This window comes from Streptomyces incarnatus, from assembly GCF_001027185.1.
GTDB lineage: Bacteria > Actinomycetota > Actinomycetes > Streptomycetales > Streptomycetaceae > Streptomyces > Streptomyces puniciscabiei.
On sequence record NZ_CP011497.1, the window covers coordinates 5,875,265 to 5,900,338 of the forward strand.

At 73.4% G+C, this 25,074-nt stretch carries 20 protein-coding genes; 3 read left to right on the top strand and 17 right to left on the bottom strand.

Translation table 11 applies throughout. The features are described 5' to 3' along the window. Nucleotides 1–33: 33 nt before the first annotated feature. The 5 genes from ABB07_RS26465 to ABB07_RS26485 form a co-directional block, all read right to left on the bottom strand. The gene (locus ABB07_RS26465; RefSeq protein ID WP_208901042.1) at nucleotides 34–609 is read right to left on the bottom strand and encodes a hypothetical protein; all 576 of its coding nucleotides are present in this window, start codon (nucleotides 607–609) and stop codon (nucleotides 34–36) included. A 47-nt stretch (nucleotides 610–656) separates the two neighbouring features. Further along, the gene (locus tag ABB07_RS26470; RefSeq protein ID WP_208901043.1) at nucleotides 657–1,187 is read right to left on the bottom strand and encodes a stage II sporulation protein M; all 531 of its coding nucleotides are present in this window, start codon (nucleotides 1,185–1,187) and stop codon (nucleotides 657–659) included. 110 nt (nucleotides 1,188–1,297) lie between these two features. Next, nucleotides 1,298–1,582 carry an uberolysin/carnocyclin family circular bacteriocin gene (locus ABB07_RS26475; RefSeq protein ID WP_208901044.1) on the bottom strand — a complete coding sequence of 95 codons (285 nt, stop codon included), beginning with the start codon at nucleotides 1,580–1,582 and terminating at the stop codon, nucleotides 1,298–1,300. A gap of 461 nt (nucleotides 1,583–2,043) precedes the next feature. Next, nucleotides 2,044–2,667 (bottom strand): hypothetical protein, encoded by a 624-nt coding sequence (locus ABB07_RS26480; protein ID WP_208901045.1) that lies wholly within the window; start codon nucleotides 2,665–2,667, stop codon nucleotides 2,044–2,046. Nucleotides 2,668–2,859: 192 nt separating this feature from the next. Continuing rightward, a complete protein-coding gene (locus tag ABB07_RS26485) occupies nucleotides 2,860–3,561 on the bottom strand; it encodes a TetR/AcrR family transcriptional regulator (protein WP_208901046.1) in 702 nt (233 codons plus the stop codon). Between the two features lie 151 nt (nucleotides 3,562–3,712). Here ABB07_RS26485 and ABB07_RS26490 point away from each other — a divergent pair, with 151 nt between their 5' ends. Continuing rightward, entirely contained in the window at nucleotides 3,713–4,393 is a 681-nt protein-coding gene (locus tag ABB07_RS26490; protein ID WP_208901047.1) for a V-type ATP synthase subunit I domain-containing protein, read from the top strand. 25 nt (nucleotides 4,394–4,418) lie between these two features. Here ABB07_RS26490 and ABB07_RS26495 read toward each other — a convergent pair whose 3' ends face one another. The 5 genes from ABB07_RS26495 to ABB07_RS26515 all read right to left on the bottom strand — a co-directional run bounded on the left by ABB07_RS26495 (nucleotide 4,419) and on the right by ABB07_RS26515 (nucleotide 7,685). Next, complete coding sequence (locus tag ABB07_RS26495; protein ID WP_208901048.1) at nucleotides 4,419–5,222, bottom strand: hypothetical protein; 804 nt, start codon at nucleotides 5,220–5,222, stop codon at nucleotides 4,419–4,421. Beyond that, a complete protein-coding gene (locus ABB07_RS26500; RefSeq protein ID WP_208901049.1) occupies nucleotides 5,222–5,371 on the bottom strand; it encodes a hypothetical protein in 150 nt (49 codons plus the stop codon). Before ABB07_RS26500 ends, ABB07_RS26495 begins: the two co-directional genes overlap by 1 nt. Further along, nucleotides 5,364–5,564: a hypothetical protein gene (locus tag ABB07_RS26505; protein WP_208901050.1), complete on the bottom strand. Its 201-nt coding sequence runs from the start codon at nucleotides 5,562–5,564 to the stop codon at nucleotides 5,364–5,366. Before ABB07_RS26505 ends, ABB07_RS26500 begins: the two co-directional genes overlap by 8 nt. 145 nt (nucleotides 5,565–5,709) lie before the next feature. Continuing rightward, complete coding sequence (locus tag ABB07_RS26510; protein WP_208901051.1) at nucleotides 5,710–6,093, bottom strand: hypothetical protein; 384 nt, start codon at nucleotides 6,091–6,093, stop codon at nucleotides 5,710–5,712. Between the two features lie 671 nt (nucleotides 6,094–6,764). Then, nucleotides 6,765–7,685 carry a LysR family transcriptional regulator gene (locus ABB07_RS26515; RefSeq protein ID WP_208901052.1) on the bottom strand — a complete coding sequence of 307 codons (921 nt, stop codon included), beginning with the start codon at nucleotides 7,683–7,685 and terminating at the stop codon, nucleotides 6,765–6,767. Between the two features lie 92 nt (nucleotides 7,686–7,777). Here ABB07_RS26515 and ABB07_RS26520 point away from each other — a divergent pair, with 92 nt between their 5' ends. Next, a complete protein-coding gene (locus ABB07_RS26520) occupies nucleotides 7,778–9,202 on the top strand; it encodes an MFS transporter (protein WP_244189535.1) in 1,425 nt (474 codons plus the stop codon). A 327-nt stretch (nucleotides 9,203–9,529) separates the two neighbouring features. Here the strand turns inward: ABB07_RS26520 and ABB07_RS26525 are convergent, their stop codons facing one another. From ABB07_RS26525 to ABB07_RS26545, 5 genes are all read right to left on the bottom strand, one after another. Then, nucleotides 9,530–10,567: a rod shape-determining protein gene (locus tag ABB07_RS26525; RefSeq protein ID WP_208901053.1), complete on the bottom strand. Its 1,038-nt coding sequence runs from the start codon at nucleotides 10,565–10,567 to the stop codon at nucleotides 9,530–9,532. Nucleotides 10,568–10,731: 164 nt separating this feature from the next. Next, nucleotides 10,732–15,000, bottom strand: coding sequence for an SAV_2336 N-terminal domain-related protein (locus tag ABB07_RS26530; RefSeq protein ID WP_208901054.1), 4,269 nt, complete (start codon nucleotides 14,998–15,000; stop codon nucleotides 10,732–10,734). Next, the gene (locus ABB07_RS26535; protein ID WP_208901055.1) at nucleotides 14,990–16,015 is read right to left on the bottom strand and encodes an AAA family ATPase; all 1,026 of its coding nucleotides are present in this window, start codon (nucleotides 16,013–16,015) and stop codon (nucleotides 14,990–14,992) included. Before ABB07_RS26535 ends, ABB07_RS26530 begins: the two co-directional genes overlap by 11 nt. A gap of 71 nt (nucleotides 16,016–16,086) precedes the next feature. Next, nucleotides 16,087–17,769: a VMAP-C domain-containing protein gene (locus ABB07_RS26540; RefSeq protein ID WP_208901056.1), complete on the bottom strand. Its 1,683-nt coding sequence runs from the start codon at nucleotides 17,767–17,769 to the stop codon at nucleotides 16,087–16,089. Then, nucleotides 17,766–18,158 (bottom strand): CU044_2847 family protein, encoded by a 393-nt coding sequence (locus ABB07_RS26545; RefSeq protein ID WP_208901057.1) that lies wholly within the window; start codon nucleotides 18,156–18,158, stop codon nucleotides 17,766–17,768. The genes ABB07_RS26540 and ABB07_RS26545 overlap by 4 nt, the downstream gene beginning before the upstream one ends. A 217-nt stretch (nucleotides 18,159–18,375) precedes the next feature. Between ABB07_RS26545 and ABB07_RS26550 the strand changes: the two genes are divergently transcribed. Next, nucleotides 18,376–22,092 carry a S8 family serine peptidase gene (locus tag ABB07_RS26550; protein ID WP_208901058.1) on the top strand — a complete coding sequence of 1,239 codons (3,717 nt, stop codon included), beginning with the start codon at nucleotides 18,376–18,378 and terminating at the stop codon, nucleotides 22,090–22,092. Nucleotide 22,093: 1 nt separating this feature from the next. On the opposite strand, the gene ABB07_RS26555 is transcribed toward ABB07_RS26550, so the two are convergent. Together ABB07_RS26555 and ABB07_RS26560 are read right to left on the bottom strand one after the other, a co-directional pair. Further along, entirely contained in the window at nucleotides 22,094–23,437 is a 1,344-nt protein-coding gene (locus tag ABB07_RS26555; protein WP_208901059.1) for a carboxyl transferase domain-containing protein, read from the bottom strand. Next, nucleotides 23,430–24,878, bottom strand: coding sequence for an acyl-CoA synthetase (locus ABB07_RS26560; RefSeq protein ID WP_208901060.1), 1,449 nt, complete (start codon nucleotides 24,876–24,878; stop codon nucleotides 23,430–23,432). Before ABB07_RS26560 ends, ABB07_RS26555 begins: the two co-directional genes overlap by 8 nt. Nucleotides 24,879–25,074: the final 196 nt, after the last annotated feature.

Sequence of the window (25,074 nt, forward strand, 5' to 3'; positions counted from 1 at the left end):
GCGGGATGGTGTGTGGGGCGGATCCCTCCGGCCTCATGCGACCAGGCAGACGACCGCGAGGAGAGCGGTCGGCACCAGGGCACAGGCCGTGCCGCGCGGCCAGGAAAGCCGCGCGGAGTGCCGTACGGCGCATGTGCAGGCGGCTGCCAGTACCGCCATGGACGGGTCCACACCGCCGAGGACCGCCGCGATGTGATCGGCGGTCGGCAGGGAGAACAGCACCGAGCCCAGCGTCAGCAGCAGGAGCTTGCCGAGGAGGAAGCCCGAGACAGCGACCCCGAGCAGGGCCCGGTCGTCGGCGAAAGCACCCTGGCTTCCGGCGAGTCGGCAGGCAGCCGCACCGGCCGCACCGGCGATCAGTACGACGAACAGCATGCCGAGCGCGTTGAGCACCGAGCCGAACACCCAGGCCGAGGCGACGCCGACCTTCACTGGTGCGGCGTCGGCGTGCGGGACGCGCCGGATCACGCCTTCGCGGTACTGGTCGAGGAGGGTGAGGTTGACCAGCGGCATCGCCAGCGCGAGCAGGAGGGTGAGGAGCCGGAAGGTCCGGCGCCGGGCGGCCGGGGGATGATTCCGCTCTGCCGGCGCATCGCCTTCCGGCGCCATGCCCGGCAGCGTGTCCCTGTGCGGACTGGCTGTGGCCAGTTCGGAGTTCACCTCGTACTCACCCACGTTTCCACGCACGCGGCCACGACGAGCATGGCCAGGGACAGCCCGAGCAGGGCTGCCGCATCGACAAGACTTTCGCTGATCCGGGTTCTGCGACCGGCCAGCACGGAGCGCACCAGGGTCACCGCAGGGGCCAGTCCGGCGGCGACGGCCACGCCGAACGCGGGGAGCTCCACCACTGCGTGGGGCAGCACGGTCCGCGCGAAGGGCGCGGCGCCCAGGGCGTAGGCGTGCGCGAGGAACAGACCACCGCTGAGGCCGGCGAAGAGCGAGACCGCGACGGCACCGAGCCCGAAGGTGACGACTCCGCTGAACGCCACAGCCGCGATTCCACAGTTGTTCGTCAGAATTTCCGTGAAAAGATCGAGGCCCGGGCTTTTCGGGGCCACGCGAACGGGCTGCGACGCGGTATCGGCGAAAACAATTCCGCACGCGAGGCAGCTGAGCCACAGGATCTGACCAGACAGAAGAGTCAATCGTTGGCGCCGCAGCATCGAAGCCATAAAAGCTGTCACGGCTCTCCCCGTATTTCTCGGATGCGCACCGGGCATCCCGACTGCGCAACTCGCGGGGCGCGGCCCCGGGCATTCCGGGGCCGCGCGAGGGTTCACCTGCTGATGGGGGGTCAGGCGATGACGGCGCGCCTGCCGCCGGCCGCGATGGCCTTCTTCAGCATCCACAGGCCCAGGCCGCCCGCAGCGGTGACGCCGCCCAGCACGGACAGCGCGGTGGCGACGTCCGTACCAGCCTCGATGGCGTCGAACACGCGGTTGGCGGCCACGGTGGACAGGCCGAAGTAGCTGGTCAGGGCGTCCGGGGCGGACAGCGCCAGGGTGAACGGCGCGGCCAGACCGGCGACGGCGGCACCGGCCGCGACGAGGCGCTTCTTGGAGGTGGTAACAGCAGACATGTATTCTCCAGATACTGCTCTGATCGAGTGGTTGGCTGCATGGCAGCCGCGGGGTGCGTCAGTCTTGGTAGGGCGGCGCACCCCTTTGTCATGCCGCCGCTGGGCGGCACCGACAGAGAAAACCAGCTCTCCTGCGGTGACGTCCGGCAGGGAATGGATCAGGAACATGGCAGTCGCGAGGCCATGGATACTTCGCCTCGAGCTTCATCCCCCGATTCGCTCTCCTGTGACGGCTGGATCATGTAATCAGGTCGCCCAAGGAACCGTCAAACCCTGGTCATTTACTCGTCACAGGTGCTTCACAATGGCATGGTGGTCAATTCCAGGTAAGAGAGGAAAAGAATCTCTCCGGTTTCGTGAGGCGCGTCACAGTGAGTTCCAAGGTGGCCGGTCGCGCCCCGATGTCCTCTGGCTCGACTTGAGTTGAGGAAGCTGCTTTCTCTCCGCGGCGCCGGGCGCGCTCACAGTGGTTTCGTGGTCGGCCGGGGGGTAGGCGCGCTTGAGGTCGGCGAAGTCAGCACCTCCGCGAGCGCCTGCGGCGCGGCGCGCATGTGGAAGTAGTCCCACTGCGCGCGGCGGATCACCTGGTCCGGGTGGCCGAGCGCACGCAACACGTCCCAGTGCAGGGCCTGGGCCCAGACGTCGCCCGGTTCGCCGTCGACGTCCATGTCCTGCACGTCGATCGGGGTGTCCGCGAGCGCGGAGGCCAAGCGGTGGCTGTCCACGGGACCGGCGGCGAAGTCCAGGAACGCAGTGGGGTCAGCCCCCAGGGGCGCGTCGTCGGCGCTGTCATCGTCCCGGTCCGGCCAGGAGTCGTAGCGGTGGGCGCGCACTCCGTCCCGCCAGACCTCCAACTCGAGTCGGTCGCCGTCGTACTGGAAGGTGGCCAGCACCGGGGCGCCCGACTCGGCGCTGATCGGGCCGGCGAGCGCGAAGACACTGTTGTCGTCGACGGACCGGTCCGGATGGACGAGGCAGAATCCAGGCCCGGCTGGAGTCGCGTAGCCGGCTGCGCAGACCTCGCGCAGGACGGGGGCCGCCTGTTCGAGCGGTACGGGAATCAGCATCGTGCCGTACGTGGTCATGCGCGCCCGTCCGTTGATCTCGCCTCGAATTCCAGTGGTGCCATTGAACGGTGTGCCGGCCGCCCATGACGAGTCTCGACACCCGCCCGAGGACACCGCCGGAGGAACGGGAACCGGCCGCCGCGCAGAAGCGGGAGAGCCGGGCCTCACGCCGCGGAGATCCAGTGGATCCCGCGCACGGCGCAGGGCTGGTCACCGACCGGGCGGACCCGGCACTTCGTCACCGCCGGACTGCTCGCGGATTCGCCTGAGGCCGTCGAGGATGAGGTCGAGTCCGAACTGGAACTCGTCGGCGAAGTCGAACCCCGTCTTCGCCAGTTCCGTGACCACCTCGGCGAGGAAGGGGTAGTCGTCGATCTCCGACGGCTGCCGGTCGGCGACGGCTTCGCGCCGCCGCGCCGCCTCCGCCGGGATGTCGCCGGCGAGGTTCTTCTCCTGGAGGGCGAACCCGTAGATGTAGGCGTCCATCAGGTTGTACGCGTGCACGGCCATGCGGAACGGGAAGCCCGCGTCGTGGCGGAGGCATCGCAACACGGCGTTGTGGTGGGACAGGTTCGCCGGCCCCGGAGTGCCCGTCTCCATCCGGCCGACTGCCCACGGGTGCCGGAGCAGCGCCTGCCGCATCGACGACGCACGTGCGCGCAGGGCCGTACGCCAGTCGACGTCCACGGGTATCTCCACCTCGGCGAAGACCAGGTCGACCATGCCGTCGAGAAGCTCATGCTTGTCCGCCACGTGCTTGTAGAGAGCCATGGGCACGACGCCGAGTTGCGCCGCCAGCCTGCGCATGGTGAGCGCGTCGAAGCCACCCTCATCCGCCAACTCGACGGCCGCGCGCAACACCCTGGCGCGGTTGAGCCGTTCCCGGCCGGCGCTTGAAGCGGTGTCCTGCATCGGGTCCTCCACGGCCTGACCGGTGTCCAGCCTTGACAGGTGTACAGAGTACACCTAGCGTTCGACCACCGAAAAGGTGTACGTCGTACACCCGCAGGAGGTGTGCGGCATGACCTCGGCGTCAGAACCCACCAGGGACAAGGAACCCCTCATGACCATCACCGCCACGAAGCTCATGCGGGCCGCGGCCGTCTCTGCCGCGATCTCCGGACTGTTGTTCATCGGTGTCCAGGTCAACCACCCACCCATGGACGTCTCGTCGGTCACCACCGCGGACTGGGTCGTCCGCAGCGTCGCAAAGGCGCTCATGGCCGCGCTGGCGTTTGCCGGCATCACCGGCATGTACCTGCGACAGGTCCGGCAGGCAGGGATACTCGGCTTCGTCGGCTACGCGTTGTTCGCCGGCGGCTATCTGCTCATGCTGAGCATCGAGATCGTCGCGGCTGCGGTTCTGCCCTCGCTGGCGCACACCGCGCCCGGCTACGTCAAAGACGTCCTCGCCGTCGCGTTCGGCGGCACCGCCACGCACGGCATCGGCGCCATGCGGACGGTCTTCGTCCTCAGTTCCGTCGGTTACCTCGCGGGTGGATGCCTGTTCGGTATCGCGCTGTTCCGGGCGCGCGTCCTCGCCCGGTGGGCTGCGGCCCTCCTCGCCGCAGGTACCGTCGCCACCGTCGCGCTCGCGGTACTTCCGGAGTCGTTCAACCGGCCGCTGGCCGTTCCGACCGGAGTGGCCTTGACCGGCTTGGGCATCTCGCTCTGGCGCGACCAGCGGACCACCGTCCGCGACAACCCAACGGCTGCCCGCATCGAACGCGCCGCGATGCGCTGACTGGTCTGTGTGCCTCGGAACGGGCTCAGCAGGAAGATGTGGGGGCTTCGGTGACGGAGGGATGGGCTGCGCCGGGGCCGGGGCCGGGGCCGGGGCCGGGGGCGGGGGCGGAGCGGGTGATGCGGTAGCACTGGCTCGCCGTTCCGTCGTGGCTGGAGATCAGGACGGAGACCGCGATCGTGCCGTCCCCGCGCGCCACGCCTTTGACGGTGAGGGTACGAAGCGTTCCGGCGGGGTCGAGGGCCTTCTGTACCCCGGCGCGGGTCAGTTCTCGTACGTCGATCCCCTCGATCCGCGTGGCCGCCAGCCGGGACTGGGAGCCGATGTCCGTGGCCGGCCTGCACACGTCGTCGTCCCGCACGGTCACCTTCGGCGTCCACGCCTGGCCGTGCGGGCGGCTGTAGGTGAAGTCGAGGCACCGACGCACAGCGTCACTCCCTCCCCCTGGAATGACTCCCGCCGTCTCGTACATGACCTGCTTGGACAGCCGGGCCGTGAACGCGCGGCGGGACGTGTCGTAGGTGATCAGCGGGGATCCGGTGTGCTTCCAGATCACATCGGTGAGCCTGTCGGCATCGCTGGAGTGGCTCGCGTTGAGCGAGCGGGCAGTGTCGTCGGCCGCCTTGTGGGCTTGCCGGAGGATCGACGACACGGCTCTCTGCCTGCGTTCGTCGTCGACCTTTCCCGCGTGCCAGTCGGAGTAGTACAGCCAGGAGAGGCCGGACGCGAGGATGAGGACCAACGCGATCAATATGGTCAGGCAGCAGGTGGTCATGGAGCGGCTGATCCGCTCCATGACCACCGAACCGCCCTGGCCGTCAGGTCGCACTATGCGCCCTGGTATCCGATGTCGGCCAGTTCCTGGTCCATGACCTGGGCGTAGCCCGTGGTTCCGGCGTCCTTGGGGTGGAACGATTCGAGGCTGAGACGTCGGTAGTCGGCCAGGTAATCAGGGTGTCGAAGTCGGCTGTCAGGCATGGTTGGTCACTGACGGCGTGCTGTCCGCAACGATGATGTTGAAGCCCGAGGGGTCCGCTGCCGTGGTCACGGCCCGGTCCCTGGCGGCCTTCCAGCCCTGGCCCAGGGTCTTCGCCGACTCCGGTACGCGCTCCGGCGGAGCCAGCGGCCGTTCACTTCGGCTGGGCTTGGGCGGTTGGGTGGGTGCTGACATGTGTCGTCTTCTGGACCTCAAGACAGGACTTCCCCCGCTCCTGGGTAATGGGATGTCCCGTGCCCCGGTCGCGGGGCCCGGCTCGGCCCGCCCTGCCCGCAGGAGGCCAGGGGCGGGAGCTCAAGGGAGTTGTGGAACGGACCGGTCAGTCACGCTGGACTCCGAGGACACGAACCCCGTCGAGGGTCTCGAGCTGGTCCCAGGGGATGCTGACGCTGCCGGTGTAGCTGTCGTGGGCGTCGACGCGCTTGACGACGGTCTTGGTGAAGGCCGCGGGATCGTCGCCGAAGCCGAACGTCACGGTGTAGGTGTCCGGTCCGGGTGCGGTGTCGTTGTGGATGACGTACTCGGCGACCGCCATTCGGCGTCCGTGGCTCTGGTCGACGCCGTACTGCGTCACCTCGACTTGTCTCGTCTCACGGACCGGCTCGGGGGAGGCGTTGACCTGGGTCTCGATGTACCAGGCTGCCGCGCCGAAGACGTCCGCGAACATCGCCGGCAAGCCGATGACGGTTCTTCTGCTGGGCATGATGGGTCCTCACCAACTGGCGCCTCCCCGGCCCTGGGGAAGGTGCCCGGGGTCGCGCCGGTCGTGTACTCGGGCAGGAACGCCGTTACTGGTTGTGGGACGTGGCGAGAACAGCACGAGCGCTGTCGACCGGCTTGGTGAAGCCGTCGTGCTGTCTTGTCTCCCCCGTGCGCGGTCATGTGTATCCGTACGGCTGGTCTGGACCTTTGGATCACACGGGGGCACTGTAGGCGCACAGTCACCATCGGTGGCAAGGGCCTGCTGTGGGATGGCCGAAACCATGTGGCCCGCCTGGAACCTGCGCGCACGCGTGATGACTGTGCCCTCCCTGTGAAACCGGAACGCAGAAGTCGCTCGTGCCAGCGCGCCGACGTGACGAGAAACCTTGTTCGCTCAGAGCGGCATACGGCCGACTGCTTGACCCGTACATGCTTGAACAGCCCGTGTCGTGGGCACCCACCCCCTACCGGCGTCGATCGCCGGGCCGCTTCGGCAGAGGGAGGCGTCATGGACCGTCGCATCCGGGTACGCGTCATCCGGCGCCCCGCCGCCCCGCGCGACCGGGAGATCGACCGCAGGACGCCTTCGGGCCGCATCCTGCCGTACTGACCGGGCGAGTTGCCGCCGTGCCGCACTTGTCCGTCGCCGGGTGCGGTGCCGTGAGAGCCGCGTCAGGACGCGCGTCGCGCCCGCGTCACCTCCGGCAGGGGGTCGGCGCGGTGGGCCAGGTCGAGCAGGGTGCGTACGGTACGTTCGGCCTCGCCCAGGCGGGGATGCCACTGGGCGATGATGCCGACCGGGCGGATGGGCTCGGTCAGCGGCAGTTCGACCAGTTCACCCTCGCCCAGCTCCCGGGCGACCGTCAGGTGCGGGAGCAGGGTGATGCCGTGGCCGTGCCCGAGGAGGCGGAGCAGGGCGGCCATCGAGCCCTGGAGCACCTTGTGCTGGGCGCCCGCGAGCAGGTCCCGGCCGAAGCGGTCCACCAGCATCTCCGAGGTGCAGCGGCGTTCGGCCACCAGGAAGTCGTGGTCCAGCAGCTGCCCGGCGGTCACCGTCTCCTGCCGGGCCAGCGGATGACCCGGCGCCGCCACCAGCACCGTACGGCAGTGCCCCACCACCGCGTGCGGGCGGACCGGGTGGACGCCGTTGTCGTACTCGAACATCAGGTCCAACTCGCCCTGCGCGAAGGCCTGTTCCAGTGGCTTGCGCGGGGCCACCGTCAGCACGACGTCCGCGCCGGTGCCCGGGCCGCCCGCGCCGTACTCCAGTGCGGCCAGCACCTCGGGCAGCCACACGTGGGCCAGTGACTCCGGCGCCCCGATCCGCAGCCGGGGCCGGTCGCCGCGGGCCGCCCGGCGCATCCGCTCCTCCAGCTCCAACGACTCGCGCGCGTGCGGCAGCAGCCGGGCGCCGGCCTCGGTGAGCACCGCTCCGGTGCCCGTCCGCACCAGTACACTCACCCCCAAGTCCGCCTCCAGACGCTGGAGTTGGGCGCTCACACTGGACTGGGCGTAGCCCAGGGCCTGGGCGGCGGCGGAGATGCCGCCGTGCTCGGCGACCGCGACGAAGGCGCGCAGATAGCGGGAGTCCACCACGGCAGCGTAACCAATCCATCGGACTTTCCGATGCCCCCATCGAAAGTGCGGCGTCGCGAGCACCGCGCCGTCCGGGACACGCTGCCCGCATGACCACGTCCGAACCCACCTGCCGATCGGCCGCGCCGCGGACGCAGGCCGCCGAACCCGCCTCGGATCCCGCCTCGGATCCCGCCTCGGATCCTGCCTCGCGCAGGACCACCCGAGGCATGTCCCGTACGGCCTTCGCCGGCATCGCCACCGGCAATCTGCTCGTCCTGCTGGACACCTCGATCCTCAACGTCGCCGTCCCCGACATCCAGACCTCGCTGCACCCGGCCGCCGCCGCGCTGCCCTGGACCGTCGACGCCTACACGGTCGTCTTCGCCGGGCTGCTCCTGGCCGGCGGAGTCATCGCCGACCGCTGGGGCGCCCGCCGCGTCTACACCCTGGCGCTCGGCCTGTTCGCCGCGCTGTCCGTGGCCTGCGCCCTCGCGCCCGGCGCCGGTGCCCTGATCGCCGGGCGGGCCGCGCTCGGCGCCGCGGGCGCCGGTCTGGTGCCCGCCTCCCTCGCCCTCCTCATCCACCAGAACCCCGATCCCGCCCGCCGTACCCGTGCCATCGGCGCCTGGGCGGCGGTCAGCGGGCTCGGTGCCGCCGCCGGACCCGTGCTCGGTGGCGCCCTCGTCGAACTCGGCGGCTGGCGGCTGGTGTTCCTCGTCAACCCGCCCCTCGCCCTGGCCGCGCTGCTCCTCGCCCGCCGGCTGCCCACGCCGCCCGCACGGACCGGCCGCGCCCTGGACCGCGCGGGCCTGGTCCTGTCCACCGCCGGTCTCGGGCTGCTCACCCTCGGCCTGGTCGAGGCCGGGATCCAGGGCTGGGAAGGGCCGGCGGCGCTGCTGCCGCTCGCCGCCGCGCTCGGCTGCTTCGCCGCGGTGGCCGCCGTGGAGCGCCGGGCCGCCGCGCCCGTCCTGCCGCCCGCGCTGCTCGCCCTGCCGCGGGTCCGGGCGGCGATGGTGGCCGCCGCGGTGTCCTGCTTCGCCTACTTCGGCGGCCTGTACCAGCTCGCCGTATGGCTCCAGCACGCCTACCGCCTGACGCCGTTCGACGCCGGTCTCGCCGCGCTGCCGATGACCTTCCCGGTGTGCGTGATGCCGTTCTTCACCGGCCGGCTCGTGGCCCGCCACGGTGCCCGGCCGGTGCTGCTGACCGGCATGGCCGCCGCCGTCGTCGCCGGGGCGCTGCTGGCCTGCGCGGCGGGCGGGCGTCCGCCGCTGCCGCTGATCGTGGCCGCGGAGCTGGCGCTGGCCGCGACCGGCACGCTGTCCATCCCGGGTGCGGCCGCGGCGGTGGCCGTCGCGGCGCCGGGGGAGTACGCGGCGACGAGTCAGGGCGCGCTCAACGGGATACGGCAGGCCGGTTCCGCGCTCGGGGTGGCGGTGCTGGGGACGTCGGGTGCGCTCACCGGCTCCGGGTACCTGCTCATGGGGGTCGGAGCCATCGCGGTGCTGTCGGTGGCGCGGACCGGCGACTGAGCGACGGGTCGCTCTCCGGCCAGGGGATTCCGGTCAGCCGATTCCGGGCAGGGGCATCGGCCAGGGGATTCCGGTCAGCCGATTCCGGTCCAGAGCCACCGGCCAGGGGATTCCGGTCAGCCGATTCTGGTCCGGGGCCACCGGCCAGGGGATTCCGGTCAGTTGATTCCGGTCCGGGGCCACCGGTCAGGGGATTGCGGTCAGTTGATTCCGGTCCGGGGCCACCAGCCAGCGGATTCCGGCCAGGGGATTCCGGTCAGATGATTCCGGCCCGGGGCCACCGGCCGGCGGATTCCTGTCAGGGGATCTCGCCTCGGGGGATTCCGCTCAGGCCGCCAGCGGGTTCAGTACGAGTGGCTCGATCCGGCCCTCCAGCATCTCGCCGAGGCCCTGGGCCGCGCAGATGTCGGGCCGCTCGGCGATGTGCACCGGCATCCCGGTGGCCTCGCGCAGCATCTGGTCGAAGCCGGGCAGCAGCGCCGAGCCGCCGACCATCGTGATCCCGCGGTCGGCGAGGTCGGCGACCAGGTCGGGCGGGCAGTCGCGGAGCACCTTGCCGATGCCGTCGAGGACGGCGGTCAGCGGCGTCTGGATCGCGTCCCGCACGGCGGCGGTGTCGACGCGCACACTGCGGGCGAGCCCGGTGGCCACGTCCCGGCCGTGGATCTCCGTGGACTCCGGCCCCTGCGGGGTCAGCCCGTTGCCGGACAGGGCCAGCTGCAGCGGACGTACCGACTGGCTGGGCAGGATCAGTTCGTGCTCGTGCCGCAGGTGCTGCACGATCGCGTGGTCCACGGCCTCACCGCCCACCGGTACCCGCTCGGCGGTGACGATGGACCCGAGCGAGAGGACGGCGACCTGGGTCGCGGCGGCCCCGCACACCATGATCATCGTGGCCTCGGGGCGTTCCACCGGCAGCCCGCACCCCACGGCGGCGGCGATCAGCGTGTCCACCAGCTCGACCCTGCGCGCCCCCAGCCCGACCAGCGTCTCGATGGTGGCCCGCTGGGCCAGCGGACCGGCGTCGTGCGGGGTGCAGGCCGCCGCGCGCAGCCGGAGGTTGCGGCGCAGGTTGCGGCGTCTCCGGTCCCCGAGCAGCTGGCGCAGCATGCGCTGGGCCATCTCGATGTCGACCACCGTGCCGCCGGAGATGGGCCGGACCACCCGGATGTATCCCGGTGTCCGTCCCGTCATCTGCTCCGCGAAGTCGCCCACGGCTATGAGCGCCCCGGTGCGGGTGTTCACGGCCGCGACCGAGGGCTGGTCGACGACGAGTCCGGCGCCCTTCACATACACCCGGGTACGGGCCGCGCCCAGGTCGACGGCGAAGTGGCAGCGGCGCAACTGCTCCAGACTGACGGTCACGGCGGATCCTCCCGAGTGCGCGGGCCCAGTGCGCCCGCCCGGTCGGCGGGTGTCTTCCTCTCCCTGCATCCTGCGCGGGGGCCCGTGCCGGGCGCCTTCTGGAGGGGGCCGGGCGGGGTGCCGCTGAATGGGGGTTTCCGGCGGCGGCCCGGTGTGTCGCGTGGTCAGGCGCGGGTTCGCGTGATGCGCAGCTCGCAGCGGACCGTGCAACCGGGTACGTCGTCGGGCCGGACGGGTACGGGCGATGCACCAGGCCCCGCCATGGCGTCCGGGTAGGTGTCCGCCAGGTGCCGCAGATGCCCGCGCACGGCCTCCCGGATGAGTTCGCGGAACGACTCGGCGTCCGAGTGCGCCACGGCCCGGAGCGGGTCGCTGACGCGCCAGACCGCCGTGCCCGTGGCCCGGAAGAAAGACTCCGTCTCGTCCAGCTCCAGGCGGCGCTCGGTGAGGTCGACCTCGAAGTACTCCGTGACTCCCGGGCGCCGGGCGCGGCTGAGTCCGCCCGCGTCGGTCCGGTAGACGACGGTCCTGGTCTCACCGGTCCCCTCGGGGAAGAAATCGCCGGAGGGAAGCGGGAGAGGGCCGACGACCGGCGGAACCGAGTACGAGCCGTCGAAGAGCGGGCGTTCCAGCCGGTGCAGCCGGTACCAGCCCGCGTCGGTCCCCGGACGGAGGGACTGGAACTGGAACAGGGCGGCCACCCCGATGTCCCCGTCCAGCTCGTCCCGGAGCGTCCGCGGTACGGCCATGATGCCCCGCCGGTCGTCGGAGGCGTCCAGCGCCCGGCGGACGGCCACCGGGTCAGGGGTTTCCGTACGTCCGTCGTCCCGGACGCACGAGAAGGTCACCAGCCATCTGCGTCCGCGCAGAATCACGATCTCGTCCCCCAAGCGCAGCATCGTGGCGAGCAGCAGCGGCAGCGCCGGCACGTCCGGTGCCGTCTCCACCGACCAGCCGTGGTCCGTCGCCGTCAGCCGGTACGCGTCGCCGTCCAGGTCGGTCCCCGTCAGCATCCGGGTGACCGCCCGGCCGAGGGCGGCCATGGTGTCCGGGTGCTGGGTGCCGTCGGCCAACTCGTAGGTGGCGACGGTGCGGTAGGTGGGCGGGGGCGGCTCGTCGCCCGGGGCGTCGTACAGATCGTCGTGGCCGTCGTCGTCAGGCCGCTCGTCGTACGGCCCCTCGGGCTCCTCGGCCGGCGGGTCGTCCACGGCGAACAGGCTCTCCGGCACCACGTTCTGCGGCAGCGGCTCCTCCACCGCCGACTCCCGCTCCCGCATCTCGAAGATCGACGGCACCGACTCCTCGGTGGGGAAGCTGCCCTCCGGCAGCGCGTCGGGCTCCGGGACCGGGTTCTGCGAGAGCGGGGTGGCGTCGTGGTCGAGGTCGGCACCGGTCTCGTCCGGGGGGCCGTCGTACTCCCCGCGGAGCTCGTGCCCCAGCGCGAGCAGCTCCGGGTCGCGGCCGCCGGACAGCTCGTACTCCTCGTACACCTCCAGTGCTTCCTCGGTACGGCCCTGGCGGCGCAGGGCGAGCATCAGCAGCCGCCGGAAGTCCGCCCGGGAGGGGTACCGCGCGACGAGCTCGGTGAGTTGGGCGGCGGCACGCTCGTACTCGCCGAGATCCAGGTGGAGTTCGGCGAGCTTGCGATGCAGCGCCAGACGAAGCTGGACGAGCCGACGGCGCGCCGTGCGGGCCGCGGGGCCGGGGACGCCCGCGAGCGGGCCCTCGTTGCTCCACAGGGCGAGCGCCATGTCGTAGTACGTGCTCGCGTCCTCGCGGGGGCCCAACACGCTCCGCTCGCTTGCCGTTCGCTGGAAGTACTCGTGGCGCTCCAGGTCCACGATGTCGGCGCTGGTGTGCAGGGCGTACCCCTCGGGGAGCACTGCCAGTGCGCCGGGCCGCAGCAAGGCGTGCAACGTGGACGCGATCGTGTCCACGGCGGCCATGGCGTCCTCCGGTTCCTCGCTCGGGGCCCACACACCGGCCCGCAGCTCGGCGCGGGTCACCTCGCCGCCGTCCCGCAGCAACAGCATCGCGAGTACCGCTGCAGCCTCCGGCTCGGGTTCCACGGCGCGTTCAGGGTGGTCTTCCGGGTGCACGGTCACCGGGCCCAGAACGCGGTAGACCCGCCGCTCGTACTCCCTCCGGGCGAGCGACAGCAGCGCCTCGTCCATCAGCAGGTCCCTGCCCCGCGCCTGGTCCCGAGGGGTTCCGGAGATCAGCAGGCCGAGCGCGCGCGCATACGGCTCGCGCAGACCCTCCGGAAGGTGCTCGAGCCGTTCCGGCGCGAAGGGCGGCGCGGCCCGCGCGTTCCCCATGGCCAGCCGCTGCAGCAGCCTGCCCAGCTTCACCAGGTCCTGCGCCCGCCCCTCCGCCCCGGAGGTGCGGCCCGGTGCGAAGCCGCTGAGCCTGGCCGTGCCGTCGGGTTCGAGCATCACCCTGGACAGGCCCAGGTCGCCGTGCGTGAGGCCGGCCTCGTGGACCGCGGCGATCGCCCGGGCCACCTGTGCCCCGACCGACACCAGCAGGGGGGCCGGGATGCGGCAATCGCCGGGCGACGCAAGGGCGTTGAGATTGACGCCCGGCACGTACTCCATGACGACGTACGGTCGTCCGTCCTCGATGCCGAAGTCGCTGACGTGCGCGAGGTTGGGGTGCGTGAGGGCCCGCAGACGCGCGGCGTCCCGCAGGAACGCCTCGCGCCGTGCGCTGTCGCGGAACGGCCGGTACAACCGCACCGCCACCGGGCGGTCCGTCTCCGGGTCCCCGGCCAGCCACACGGCGCGCCCGGACGGGGTGAACCGGCGCACCAGCCGATAGCGGCCGATCCGATCGGACGGCGCCATCGGCTCCGCCCTGCCCCCGGCCAACCGCCGTACGCTCTCCGGCCGTACGGTCGCGAACGCCTCCCCGTCCGCGGCCGCCCCCGCCGCACCGTCGGCCGCCGCACCGTCGGCCGCGGGCGTCACCGCGCGGAACTCACCGGGTGCCACCCCGGCCCGTTCCTCGATCAACCCGCCCACCCGGGCAAGCAGTTCGTTCGTGGCGGCGCGAGCGGAGCGGGGCAGGCCGCGCAGCAGCAGGTCGCGGACCCCGGGGCGGAAGGCGTACGAGCCGGGTGTGCCGTCGGTCGTGGTCAGCAGGCCGCTGAGGATCACCTCGGCCAGGTGCTGGGGGCGCGGATCGGGTTCGACCGCCCGCTGGACCAGGCGCATGACCGGCAGGTCGGGACGGCCGACGGCCAGGTGGCCGGCCAGCCGGAACGCCTCCGGGGAGGCGGTCGCCCGGAAGCGCAGGACCAGCTCCCGCGGGGACAGCCGGGCCAGATCCGTCCGGGCCGTGGCATCCGGCACCCGCCCCAGCGGTGCCGCCGATCCGGGCAGGTCCGTGCCGCCCGCCGACGCGAGCAGCTCCGCCCAGTTGGCCAGCCAGCGCGGACCCGGCTCCAACACGGGCAGCGTGACGACGCCCGCCGCGAGGTAGTGCGCGGGGTCGCCGTCGTACGGCGTGAAGGTCAGCGCCGCCGTGGGGGCCGCCGGGAACGGCGCACGGAGCAGGCCGGGTTCGGCGGGCAGGGCCGTGTCCCGCCACAGGTGTTCCGGCAGGGGCTGTACGACGGCCACGGGCTGCCGCCGGGCCAAGCGGTGCAGGGTCGCCTGCCACCGGCTGCCCGCCGGGCCCGGCCGCCACTGCGGGCCCATGCAGTCGCTGACGACCAGGGTGACGGTGCGGCCGTCGGCGGGGCCGAGGGTGCCGTGGCCGCCGAGCCGGCCGTCCGGCAGGGCGGGGATCACGGTGACCGTGCGGAAGACGCCCGACTGGCCCAGCGCCGTGCGCAGTTCGCGGACCAGCGGGCGCCAGATGGGCATCGTCGGGCCGGTGTCGTGGACCAGGTTGAGCCGCAGCCAGCGTTCCCGTGCGGGTCGCAGCACCGGCAGCCAGTGCTCGGGTGCGGCACCGAGGCGGGCGATGCGGTCCACCGTCGCCCGCTCGTCCAGGCGCTGACCGTGCGGGGCGTCGGTACGGCGCTTGACGGGGCGCAGCGAGCGTTGCAGCGCCAGCGGATGACGCAGCATCGGGGGCGCGGGCGCCAGCAGGGAGGCGTACCGGCCGGTCCGCGGGTGCGGGGCCGGCAGGTGGAGCGGTACGCGGGGCGACGCCGGGGGTGCCGCGGGCCGGGGCTCGGGCTCGGGCTCGGGCGGCGGCGGGTCGGCGGGCGCATCCCGCCCGGCTGACCGGTCCGACGGCTCCTGCGGGCGCGGTGGCGGGGGCGGCGCCTCCGGGGGTGCCTCGGTCACCGGATCCATCTGCCGGGCCAGCCACAGCAGTTCCGCCAGCTCCAGCGGGGTGGGGCGGACCCCGCCCGTCGCCCCGGCCAGGGCGCCGGCCAGCCGGGCGAGCGGGTCCGGGGAGCCGTGGCGGTCAGAAGCCATCGGACGGCTGCGCCTCGCCGAGGTACGGCATGAGCTGTTCCGCCAGCTCCTGGAGGGAGTCGGCGGACACGTCGGCGGAGCGGGCCAGGTAGATCGCGTTGAGCAACTGGTCGGTGGCCAGTTCACCGCCGCTCACCCGGTCCAGGAAGCGGCTGATCAGGGTCCGGGCGTAGGCGCCCGGGGCACCGTCGAAGTGGGCGTCGACGATGGCGGCCAGCTGGGCGTCGTCGGGCTGCCGCAGCCGCAGCCGGACGCAGCGGCGCAGGAAGGCGGGCGGGAACTCGCGCTCGCCGTTGCTGGTCAGCACGACGAACGGGAAGGCACGGCAGCGGACCCGCCCGCCCGCCACGGTGACCCGGTCGTGGGTGCCGTCCACCATCACCTCGGCGTGCGGGGTGTGCCGGGCGGCCCGGACCAGCTCGGGGATCTCGTACTGGCCCTCCTCCAGCACGTTGAGCAGGTCGTTGGGCAGGTCCAGGTCGCTCTTGTCGATCTCGTCGATGAGCAGCGCGCGGGGGCGGGCGTGGGGCAGGAGGGCGGTGCCGAGGGGACCGAGGCGCAGATGGTCCTCGACGGCCGCCTCGGGGACGCGGGCGCGGGGCTCGCTCGCCGCCGCCTGACGCGCCGCGTACAGGCGGGACAGGGGGTCGTACTGGTAGAGGCCGTCGTGCAGGGTGCTCCGGCTGGTGATGTTCCAGCGCAGTACCGGGCCGAGCCGCAGCTCGCGGGCCACCGCGTACGCCAGCGAGGACTTCCCGGTGCCGGGCGGGCCGGTGACCAGCAGCGGACGGCGCAGGTAGAGCGCGGCGTTGACCAGCTGCACGGTCTGCGGGGTGGCCTGGTAGGTGGCGGCGCGGTGGGTGCGGTCGGGGGACGTGGCGGTCTCGTCGGCGGCGTCGGCGGGCGTCGGAAGGACCGGCGCGCCGTCGAAGGCCCGCCAGGGCGGGGGCGGCGGCAGCTCGTCGATACCGTCGTGCGGCTCCGCGGTGCCGGTGTACACGGGCCTCAGGGGCATGGGACCTTCTTCTTCCGGTCGTACGGCGGATCACGGTCTTCGAGGGGCGCGGTGCTCGGCTGTGGTGCGGTTCAGGCGACGGGGGAGTGCAGGCTCGCGGTGGTCTCGGGGAAGCAGCGGGGGTCGTCCCAGAGCAGCTGGACGTCCCGCGCCCAGTGCCGTTCCGGCTCCGGCGCGGCCTCCGCCTCCTCCCGCAACGCGGTGATGACCCGGGGGAGTTCGGCCGCGGGGACGCCCTCGACGGCGGGGGCGAGCGCGTCCAGGAACGCCGAACCGGTGCACGGGTCGTGCGGCTCGGCCGGGCCGGGGCAGCCCGAGCGCGGCCACACCAGCACGGGCACGGGCGTGTTCAGGCCCACCGCGAAGTGCTCGGGCAGGGTGCCGGGCGGCGCGGCGAAGCCCGCGAGGCCCGCGCCGTTCTCGCTCAGGCGCCTGCGCAGGCCCGGCGGCTGCTCCGGGGTGCCGCAGTCGACGCGGTGCAGCACCGTGCCGGAACCTCCGGCCAGCCGCTGCCACTTCTTGCCGAGCTTGTGCCGCAGCCGGCCGCTGTGGTGCCGGTAGCGGTCGTTGACGACCACCGGGTGGGCGCAACCGAGCGGCGTCGGGTCCTCCGCACCACACGCCCACCGGGCCACCGGCAGGTTCAGCCAGTCCCGGGGCAGGACGAAGGTGAGCAGCTCCTCGGCGTCCGGGGCGAGCCGGGTGAAGGCCCGGTCGATGCCCTGCTGGACGTACTCCCGCACGTCGGAACGGGCCAGCCGGGCCGTGCCCACCGGCCGGCGCCGGCCCTCGCGGCAGGCCGACACCGACACCGTGACCTGGTCGGTGCCCGCGCCGCTGCGGTCGATCTCGATGACGATCGGGGTCCAGGAACCGGCGGGTGCGGCCGGTGACGGCTGTGGGGCGGGCCCCGCCAGCAGGTCCGCCAGCCGGTCGGCGAAGCGGGAGAGGGCCGGCGCCGACGGCACGACCTCCCACTGCACATAGGTGACCGCAGCGCGCAGGGAGGGGAATCCGCCGGGCGGCGGCTCCGGGCCGAAGTCGCCGACGGCGTCCACGAACAGCTGGTCCGGTGAGCACTCCAGCCCGGCGGCCTCGGCCCGCCGCACCAGCTCGTACAGCCGCCGGGTCGGGTCCTCGCCGGCGTCGCAGGCCGGGACGAGTTCCCCGAGGCCGGGCCAGTGCCGGGCCAGGGTCTCGGTGGGCAGCATCCGGGCGACCAGGACGCCGGTCTCGCCCGCCCGCTGGGCGACCATGCCGACGACCCGGCCGTCCGGGAGGGCCGCCGCTGCGCCGCTGAAGCCCTCCGTCAGCGGTTGCCCATGGGCGGTGACGGCCTCCAGCTGCACCCACTGGCCGGCGATCCGCGTGGTGGACACGGCCCGGTACCGGGCCAGCTGCCCCTCGGCGTAGCCGTCCGGGAAGCCGTACGCCTCCAGCACCCGCTCGGTCAGGTCCGCCTCCGTGTCCGGCGGGGCGAACCTGGCCGGGCTCAGCGGCACCTTCCGGGCCAGTTCCAGCACGGCGAGGTCGCCGGGGTCGGTGGCGCCGCCCGCCCAGCCGCCGTGCACGGCCACGGTCGCGGGCAGCCCGGTGAAGCCGGGGCGGTTCGGGAAGGAGACGGTCAGGGTGCCCGGCCCGCTGTCCTGCACGACGTGCGCGCAGGTCAGGACCGTGCTGGGGCCCACCAGGAAGCCCGCTCCCAGCACCATGTCCCCGCACTCGATCCGGGCATGCCAGGAAGCGCTTCTCATGAGCGGGACGTCGGCTCCGGGGAGCTCGCCGCCGCCGGGAGCGCCGCCGCGGCCGGTTCGGCGCCCGGACGCCGCGACGACCACGCCAGGCGCACCACCAGTTGCCCCTCCGCGGCTCCCTTGGCGATGACCGCGCCGGCCTCCGCGGTCAGCTTCACCCCGAACTCCAGCTCCACCGAGTCGGGACGCAGGCTGCCGTCGCGGAACACCCGCAGCGCGGACTGGGCCGCCGAGCGCACCCCGTCCAGGGCGCCCTCGAAGGTGCTGGACGCCTGGGCCGCCGGGCCGGTGCCGCCGCGGCCGACGAGGCGGGTCCCTGTCCCGGGCTCCCCGCTCTCCACGACGACCACGGCGCCGTCCTCCGTGGTGAACTCCAGCAGTCTGCCCATGGCGTTGATCGCCCCCGTGTGCTCGCTGTGCTTCCAACTCCATTGTGGCCGACGGCTCCTGACGGTGTCTCCGGGTCCGGCGAGGCAGGCCGCGCGCCCTGGCGGAAAACCGCCGGGGCGCATTCCCGCCGCCGACGGTCAACACCCCCGCAACAGGCGGCACATGACACTCGTCCCAGCACGCGACCCGCTCGAACCCACACGAGAAGAGGCGTGGATGACCACAGGACCAGTCAGACGCTCGGCGGCACTGGTGGCGGTGGGGCTGTTGGGTGCCCTGCTGCCCAACGGACCGTCCACCGCCGCCCCGGGGCCGCCCGCCGCCGGCTCCGCGACCCCCACCACCGTCACCCCCACTCCCGGCTCCGCGGCCCCCACCTCCGTCACCCCCGCTCCCCGCTCCGCGACCCCCACCACCGTCACCCCCGCTCCCCGCTCCGCGACCCCCACCACCGTCACTCTCGTCACCGGCGACAAGGTGACCGTCACCGACCTCGGGCACGGGAGGAAGGCGGTCACCGTGCAGCGGCCCGAGGGGGCCACCGGGGCCGTGCGGACGCGGGAGAGCGACGGCGGGATCAGTGTCGTACCGGACGAGGCGCTGCCGTATCTGTGGGCCGGGACGCTGGACCGGCGGCTGTTCGACGTGAGCGGGCTGATCCGGCAGGGGCTGAGCGACGCCCGGGCCGGCGCGACACCGCTCATCGTGGCCTACGGCAAGGGCGTGCGGGCCGCCGCCCCGGCCGGGACCCACCGGATACGGAACCTGCCGAGCCTGCGCGGCGCCGCCGTCGAGGCCGGCAAGGGGCGCACCTTCTGGCGGTCGTTCACGCACCGCGACGGCGTCGACAAGGCCTGGCTGGACGGCAGGGTGAAGGCCGACATGGCCGAGAGCAACGCGCAGATCGGCACGCGGGCCGCCTGGGACGCGGGGCTCACCGGCAAGGGCGTCACGGTCGCCGTCCTCGACACCGGGGTCGACCTCGGCCACCCGGACCTCAAGGACCGGGTCACCACCACCAGGAGCTTCGTCGACGGCGAGGAAGTCGCCGACCGCAACGGACACGGCACCCACGTCACCTCCACCGTCGGCGGCAGCGGCGCCGCCTCCGGTGGCAAGGAGAAGGGGGTCGCACCGGAGGCCACCCTCGCCGTCGGCAAGGTGCTCAGCGACCAGGGGTCGGGCAGCGAGTCCCAGATCATCGCCGGGATGGAGTGGGCGGCCCGGGACGTGCACGCCCGGATCGTCTCCATGAGCCTGGGGTCGACGGAGGCCAGCGACGGCACCGACCCGATGGCCGAGGCGGTGAACACCCTTTCGAAGGAGACCGGCGCGCTCTTCGTCGTCGCCGCGGGCAACACCGGCGCCCCGTCCTCCATCGGCTCGCCCGGCGCCGCCGACGCCGCCCTCACCGTCGGCGCGGTCGACTCCGCCGACCAGGCGGCCTACTTCACCAGCGCCGGACCCCGCTACGGCGACAACGCCCTCAAGCCCGACGTCTCGGCCCCCGGCGTCGACATCCTCGCCGCCCGCTCCCAGCTCACCGCCGGCAGCGGCTACTACACCTCCATGAGCGGTACGTCCATGGCGACCCCGCACGTCGCCGGGGTCGCCGCCCTGCTCGCCCAGGAGCATCCCGACTGGACCGGCGCGCGGTTGAAGGACGCGCTGATGTCCAGCTCGAAGCGACTGGACGCGTCCGCCTATGTGCTGGGCGCGGGCAGGGTCAGCGTGCCGGACGCCGTCAAGGCCCAGGTCACCGCCACCGGCAGCGCCGACCTGGGCTTTTACAGCTGGCCGTACGACCGGGACAAGCCCGTCATCCGGACCGTCACCTACACCAACTCCTCCGACGCGGCAGTCGAATTGAAGCTGTCCGTGTCCGGCGCCCCGGACGGTGCCGTCACCCTCGCCGACACCTCCCTCACCGTCCCGGCCCACGGCACCGCCTCCACCACCGTCACCGGCGACGGATCCAGGGCTCCGGTCGGTGAGACCAGCGGGCAGATCGTGGCCACGAGCCCGTCCGGCGGTGCCGTCGCGCACACCGCGTTCGGGCTGGTCAAGGAGGACGAGCGGTATACCCTCACCGTCCACGTCAAGGACCGAGCGGGCAGGCCCACCGCCGCCGACCTCACCGTGCAGCGGCTCGCGGTGGGCGAGGACGCCCAGCCGGCCCACGTCGGCGACTCCGGCACCCTCCGGCTGCGTCTGAAGCCCGGCACCTACTCCCTGGCCACCTTCCTCGACGTGCACGGCAGCCACGGCGCCGACTCCCTGGGCCTCGGCTTCCTCGCGGCACCCGAGGTCACCCTCGACCACGACCAGGAGGTCACCCTCGACGGCCGGAAGCTGCGCGAGCTCAGGGCGGAGGTGGACCGGCGCACCGAGACCCACCAGCTCCTCATGGAGTACGACCGGCAGGCGAACGGCGCCGACCTCTTCGACGCGGTCCAGGTGCCCCTGACCTACGACAGCGTCTTCGCCGCCCCCACGCCGAAGGTGAACGAGGGCGGCTTCGAGTACCGCACGGTGTGGCGGCTCGCCGAGCCGCAGCTGGCGGTCGAGGGCGTCGCAGAGGCGACCGTCCAGCCGGGCGGCACGCTGATCGGGGGCCGGACCAGGCTGCCGCTCGTGGACGTCGGTGACGGACCCTTCACCGGTGTCTCCGGCAAGGCGGTGCTCGCCCACCTCGCCGACGGCGCCGACCCGGCCGCGCTCGCCGGGGCCGCGCAGGACGCCGGCGCCAGGGCGCTGTTCGTGACGGACGACGCCCCCGGCCGGCTGATGGCCTGGTGGGGCACCGGCGACAACGCCGGCCGGCCGCTGCAGATCGCCACCGTGGACCGGGCGGACGCGGCCCGGCTGCGGGCGATGCGCTCGGTCCGGATGACCGGCACCGCCGACTCCCCGTACGTGTACGACCTGTCCGAGGGGCACCGGGGCGCGATTCCCGACCGCGACCTCACCTACGCCCCCGGCAAGCGTCAACTGGCCGCCGTGCACGTGAGGTTCCATGCCGCCCGGCCGACGGACGGCGGCGAGTTCCGCTACTCCCTCACCGACGCCTTCCCCGTCGGCCTCGGCTTCCAGGAGCGGGTCCACCTGCCCGCCGAGCGCACCGACTACGTCTCCACCGGCCCCGGCCAGCTGTGGCACGAGTCCGTGGCGATCGGCGACGGCACCCTGGAGGAGCGCAGCGGGCTGGTGCGGTACGAGGGCGGCTCGCGGCCGGTGCTGAACTGGTTCCGGCCCGTGTGGCACCCGTGGCTCGGCACCGGACTCGGCTGGGGGCAGCAACGCGCGGGGAACCAGATCCGGTTGAACACCCCCGGCTGGGGCGACTCCGGGCCCGACCACACCGGGTTCGGCGACGTGTGGAGCGCGGACAGCGGCATGACCCAGACCACCGCCGTCCACCTCGACGGCACCCTGGTCGACCAGGGCAACGGCTCGGCCGCGTACGTCTGGGACGCGCCCGCCGACGCCCACACCTACAAGGTCGTCACCGACACCGCGCTCGACCCGGGGCGCTGGCCGCTGGGCTCGCGGGGGCACGCCGAGTGGACCTTCCGGTCGGCGGCGACACCGGAGGACCAATGGACCTACCTGCCGTTGATCAACCTCGCGTACGACATCGACACCGACCTCGCGGGGAGCGTGCGGGGCGGCCACCGGGTGCCGGTGGGGCTCGCCGCGCGGTACGTGGTGGGCGCCACCGGTACCGGGACGCTGGGCGGGGGCCGGCTGGAGGTGTCGTACGACGACGGCGGCACCTGGCGGACGGTCCCGCTGACCGGTGCGGGCGCCTCCTGGCGCGGCACGCTGACCGTGCCGCGCGGCGCGAGCTCGATCTCGCTGCGGGCTTCGGCCCACGACGACAAGGGTGGTTCGGTGACGCAGGAGATCATCCGGGCGGTGGGGGTGAAGTGACCTACGGCTGGGGGTGGTTCACGATCCCCCGGATCACCCCCAGCTCGACCAGGTCCTGCGGCCGGAGCCGGAGCTGCTCGGCGGTGGCCTCCACCTCCTCCGGCGGCCGCTTGAGGATGGCCGCCGCGAGTTCCGGGGCGATCACCGAGAAGTAACTGTCCGGCGTGGCCCAGGTGTTGCCCGGTGCGGACAGTGCCAGAGCCCCGCCGGAGCCGCCCTCGCCGATGACCAGCGTGGTGATCGGCACCCGGGCGGCCGCGACCGCTCCGAAGACCTCCGCGATCGCCGCCCCCGCCCCCTGCCGTTCCGCCTCCGCGTCATTGGCCGCCCCCGGGGTGTCCACCAGCGTCAGCACCGGGATGTCGAGCCGGTCCGCCAGCCGGATCAGCCGCGCGGCGGTGCGGTACCCGGCGGGCCGGGTCGCCGCTCCGGTCTGCGCCGCGTACGCCACCGTACGGCCGTCCCGCTCGCCGAACCCGCACAGCATGCCGCCGGTGTCCGCACCCCCGCACCGGTCGCCGCCGATGTCCCGTCGGTGGGTGAAGCAGGCGTCCAGGTAGGCCTGGGCGCGGGGGCGTTCGGGGGAGCGTGCCCGGCGGACGGCCGCCCAGCCGGTGGCGGGCAGGCCGGGGGCGCCGAGGGCAGGTGGCGCGGGGGCCGCCTGCGCGGGGGTGGTGAGCAGCCGGAGCCACTGCCCCAGCGTCTCCCGCAGCTCCTCGGGCCGTACCAGCGCGTCCGCCGACCCGAACGCCACCTGCCCCTCGGCGGTGTAGGCCGCCGGGTCGGCGCCGGGCGGGCGGACCCGGGAACCCGCGAAGCCCACCTGGGCGCCCGGCAGGGCCAGGACGACGTCCGCTCCGGCGCCGAGCGTGGCCCAGCCGCCGCCGGTCGTCGGGTCCCGCAGGACCGCGATCTGCGGCAGCCCGGCCTCCCGGGTGAGCGCCGACTGCCGGGCCACGCGCTGCAGCTGGCTCAGCGCGAGCATGCCCTCCTGCATCCGGCTGCCCCCGGTCGCGATCAACGGCACGACCGGCAGCCGGTGGGCGCGGGCGTGGGTGTACGCCGCCTCCAGCCGGTCCCCGGTGCGCTCACCCAGGGAGCCGCCCAGGAAGCCGAACTCGAAGGCGATCAGCACGGCCGGGGTGCCCGTGACGCTCGCGGTGCCGCAGACGACGGACTCCTCCTCGCCGGTGCGTTCGGCGGCGCGGGCGCGCGAGGCGTCGTAACCCCGCCAGCCGAGCGGACCGTCGGGCTTCGACGGCCGTGGCGGTGAGGGGAGTTCACTGAAGCTGCCGGGGTCCGTCACCAGGGTCAGGATCTCCCGGGCCGAGCGGCGCTCAGACATCGGCCAGCGCCCGCTTCATGATCTTGCCCATGTCGTTGCGGGGGAGCGCGTCCAGGTAGCGGACGACGCGGGGGCGCTTGTGCGGGGCGAGGCGCCGGGCCACGTGGTCCGCCAGCTCCTCGGCGGCGGGCGGCGCCTGTGCGTCCGCCGGGACGATCCAGGCGACGATCCGCTCGCCCAGGTCCGCGTCCGGCTCCCCGGTGACGGCCGCCTCCCGCACGCCCGGGTGCTCCAGCAGCGCGTTCTCGATCTCACCCGCCCCGATCTTGTACCCGCCGCTCTTGATCAGGTCCGTGGCCTTGCGCCCGACGATCCGCACATAGCCGTCGGGCTCGAGGACGGCCATGTCACCGGTGCGGAAGAACCCGTCGGCGGTGAACGCGGCGGCCGTCGCGTCGGGCCGGTTCAGATACTCGGTGAACAGGTTCGGCCCGCGCACCTGGATCTCGCCGACGCTCTCCCCGTCGTACGCGGTGACCGGCGTCCCGTCCTCCTCCACGAGCCGCAGTTCGACCCCGGGCAGCGGCACGCCCACGGTGCCCGCGCGCGGCTCGCCGTCGGCCCGCACGCTGGTGTTCATCAGCGTCTCCGTCATGCCGTACCGCTCGATGACCCGGCGTCCGGTCGCCGCCGCGATCCGCTCGTGGTCGTGCACGGGCAGCGCGGCCGAGCCTGAGACCAGCAGCCGGGCCCGGGTGAGCGCCTTGGCCAGCCCGGGGTCCTCGGGCAGGGCCTCGGCGATGCGGTGGTACATCGTCGGCACCCCGAACAGCATGGTCGCGCCGGCGTTCAGCTCCCGGGCCACGCCCTCGGGGGAGAACCGCCCCAGGTGCCGGACGGCGCCGCCCCGCCGCAGCGGACCGAGGACGCCCAGCACGAGCCCGTGCACGTGGAACAGCGGCAGCCCGTGCACCAGCACGTCGTCCGCCGTCCACCGCCAGGCATCGGCGAGCGCGTCCAGGGTGGTGGCGAGGGCCCGGCGGGGCAGCACGGCACCCTTGGGCGGGCCGGTGGTGCCGGAGGTGTAGACGATCAACGCCGGGTCCTCGTCGCCGGCCGTGTCGTCGGGTACGGCGCCGGTCCGGGCGGACGCGTCGACGTCGATCCGCGCCAACGTGCCGAGCGCCTCGGGAAGTTCGGCGCCCGGCGCGGCCAGCACCAGCTGCGGCGCGCTGTCGGAGACGATGTGCGCGAGCTCCTTCCCGCCCGACTTCGGGTTCAGCGGCACCGCGGCTGCCCCGGCGAGCAGCACGCCCGTCACGGCGACGGCGGTCTCCAGCTCCGGCGTGGCCCACACGGCCACCCGGCCGGCACCGCGCAGCCGGGCCGCGAGCGCGCCGGCGGCCCCGGCCAACTCGCCGTACGTCAACGACCGTTCACCGAACCGCAGGGCGATGCGCTCGCCCGGGGCGTCCGCCAGAGCGGGGAAGAGGGAGGACACGCGGCGCACTCCTAACTGTCGGTTGACCGTCGCCACCCTTCCTACACCAGGACTCTCGTCCCGACGACGGTGCTCAAGTCCACCGCGAGCCGCAGCTCGGTCGTGCAGGGCGCCCACTCGTCTGCCGGTCCTGACCGCTTGCGGCTGCGGGTGCGTGGTGGCTGGTCGCGCCCGCGCGGCGGAGCCGCATATCGAC